Annotated in this window: 3 protein-coding genes and 1 tRNA gene; all 4 read right to left on the bottom strand. The window is 68.6% G+C overall.

Features of this window, described 5'->3' with window-relative positions:
- Positions 1-413: 413 nt before the first annotated feature.
- Positions 414-487, bottom strand: a tRNA-Ala gene (locus tag AC08OJ_RS19575).
- A 78-nt stretch (positions 488-565) separates the two neighbouring features.
- Positions 566-1,264 carry a histidine phosphatase family protein gene (locus AC08OJ_RS19580; protein ID WP_476594784.1) on the bottom strand — a complete coding sequence of 233 codons (699 nt, stop codon included), beginning with the start codon at positions 1,262-1,264 and terminating at the stop codon, positions 566-568.
- The gene (rsfS, locus tag AC08OJ_RS19585) at positions 1,261-1,716 is read right to left on the bottom strand and encodes a ribosome silencing factor (RefSeq protein ID WP_476594785.1); all 456 of its coding nucleotides are present in this window, start codon (positions 1,714-1,716) and stop codon (positions 1,261-1,263) included. The genes AC08OJ_RS19580 and rsfS overlap by 4 nt, the downstream gene beginning before the upstream one ends.
- A gap of 189 nt (positions 1,717-1,905) precedes the next feature.
- Positions 1,906-2,493, bottom strand: coding sequence for a nicotinate-nucleotide adenylyltransferase (gene nadD, locus AC08OJ_RS19590; protein WP_476594783.1), 588 nt, complete (start codon positions 2,491-2,493; stop codon positions 1,906-1,908).
- Between the last annotated feature and the right edge of the window lie 198 nt (positions 2,494-2,691).

Here is a 2,691-nt window from a genome sequence, read left to right on the forward strand (position 1 = left end):
TCCACCACGGACATAACCGTACCGAGGCAATCACAGGGGAACCCCAAACACAGATCAAATGATCAACTTATTTAATGAAGATCCCCTAGTGCACATGCTGACATCAACTATTAGCCAGAAGAAGCAAGGGAAGGAGTGAGGCCCGACGGCCGATGAGCGGCCTAGAGAGACCACGCGGATTCGCCGCTTCGCCGCAGACCCCCTTACCAGCGCTTGCGCAGGCAAGCATCGAGCAAGCGCTGGTAAGGGGGTCTGTCCACGAACCCCCCCGGGGTATGTGCTAACCACTGCAAGCGCAGGTCGGGGCATGGCGTATGAAAACGGGTTGACCGGGGTCATCCCCCCTGGACAGACATTACGCGGGAGTCCATGAAGGTGACCGAAGGTCACCGAACAGGATCAACCCGATCACGTGGAGCTGAGGGGATTCGAACCCCTGACCCTCACACTGCCAGTGTGATGCGCTACCAGACTGCGCCACAGCCCCAACTGCCATTCATTTTATATCAGACCCGAGTAAACCCGGTCTTGTACCCCACCCGGACACCAAACCTGTCCTGATGGACTACTTCGGCAAGTGTACAGGCTCCGTGTCGGCTGCTGTCGGCGCCCCCTGGCTCGGCAGGAGCGTCTCAGTCAGTCCCGATCCGGCGGTCCCGACCTTACCAGTCGGCGGCCCCGCGTTGTGCTCGACCAGGCGGAACCCACCCTCGACGAGCCGCAGGACGGACCACCGGCAGTTGGCGAGCGGTCCGAAGTGCCACCAGAGCTCCGGCGGGAGGCCGAGCACATGACCGATCAGTGACCGGGCGGTACCGCCGTGCAGGACAAACACGACGAGACCGTCCCGTTCGGCCGGGAACCCCTCGGCCCGGACCTCGTCGAAGACCGTGCCGGCCCGCTCCGCCACCTGCCGGTAGGTTTCGCCACCGCCACGGGGCACGTCCTCCCCCCGCCGCCAGGCGCGATCCTCCGCGGGGAAGCGTTGGGCCGCCTCGGCAGCGGTCAACCCGGACCACGCGCCGAGATCGATCTCGCGCAGCCGCGCGTCGGAGCGGAAGGGCGCGCCGAGCGCCGCCGCGGTGTCCCGGCAACGTTGCAGGTCGGACGAGACGACAAGTTCCGGGCGCATCGCCTGGATGACCGGGGCCACCGCGGCGACCTGGGCGCGCCCGGTGGCGTCGAGGGGCGGATCCGCGTGCCCCTGGAAGCGGCCGACGTCGTTCCAGGTGGTCCTGCCGTGCCGCCAGAGCAGTAGCCTCACCGTGGGGTCGCCGTACCGGGCCCGGCCACACCCGAGCCCGAGCCGCCGCTTGCCGCGGTGGGCCCCGGGGAGACACCGGTCCCGGCCCCGACCGCCGCGTCGACGAACGGGATCACCGGGCAGTCCTTCCAGAGCCGTTCGAGGGCGTAGTAGACCCGTTCCTCGTCCCGCTGCACGTGCACCACCACGTCGACGAAGTCGAGCAGGACCCAGCGGCCCTCCCGCTCCCCCTCCCGCCGGACAGGCTTGGCTCCCAGCCGGCGCAGGTGCTCCTCGATCTCGTCGACGATGCCCTTGACCTGCCGCTCGTTGCCCGCGGAGGCGAGCACGAAGCAGTCGGTGATGGCCAGCCGATCGCTCACGTCGAGGATGAGCAGGTCATGGCCGAGCTTGTCGGCGGCCGCCTGCGCGGCGGCGAGAGCGAGTTCGACGGCTCGCGGGGAAGCGGTCACGCTCGGGTTCTCCAGGGTGGTGACGGGCGGGAGGCATCCGTCCTCGGCTGCCTCGCGCACCGTCCGGGACCGGACGGCTGCATCCAGCGTGACACATCGACGCGCGGGCAGGGCACTCCTCGCGTCCACGACGGGCCGAAAAATCGGGATATCGCCTGGCCCGGTGGCCCGCCCGGACGGCTTGGCGAGTCAGGAAGCACCCTGGTAGAGACGCCGCTTGGCGATGTAGCGCACGACCCCATCGGGGGTGAGATACCAGATCGGCGCCCGGCGGCCGACCCGTTCCCGGATGTCGGACGAGGAGATCGCCAGCGCCGGGACCTCCAGCAGGCTGACGGCGCCGGCCGGGAGGGCGGCGTCCAGCGCGAGCTGGTAACCGGGCCGGCTCACGCCGACGAAGTGGGCCAGTTCGAACAGCTCGCGGTGGTCACGCCAGGTGAAAATCTGCGCGAGCGCGTCCGCCCCCGTGATGAAGAACAGCTCGTCGTCCGGTCGCGCCGCACGCAGGTCTCGCAGGGTGTCGATGGTGTAGGTGGCGCCGCCCCGGTCGATCTCGATCCGGCTGACCGTGAACTGCGGGTTCCCCGCCGTCGCGAGGAAGGTCATCAGATAGCGGTCCTCGGCGGCGGAGACTTTGCGATGAATCTTCTGCCAGGGTTGCCCGCTCGGCACAAAGACCACCTCGTCCAGATCGAACAGGGCGGCCACCTCACTGGCTGCGACGAGGTGCCCGTTGTGGACGGGGTCGAAGGTCCCACCCATGACACCGAGGCGCACGACCGGACACTAACCCCGCATCACCGCACGTGCCCGCTTGGCGCAGCCCGGCGGGAGATGTGCCACAAAGCCTCACACCCACCACGGCACCTCACCCGCCACGGCACCTCACACCCACTGGTCTCACACCCACCGCCGTGACCGCCGCAGGCAGGCCCGTCCCGGAACGGCCCACCCGGCCTAGGCTGACCACAGGCC

The organism is Frankia sp. CgKIO3 (assembly GCF_977946435.1).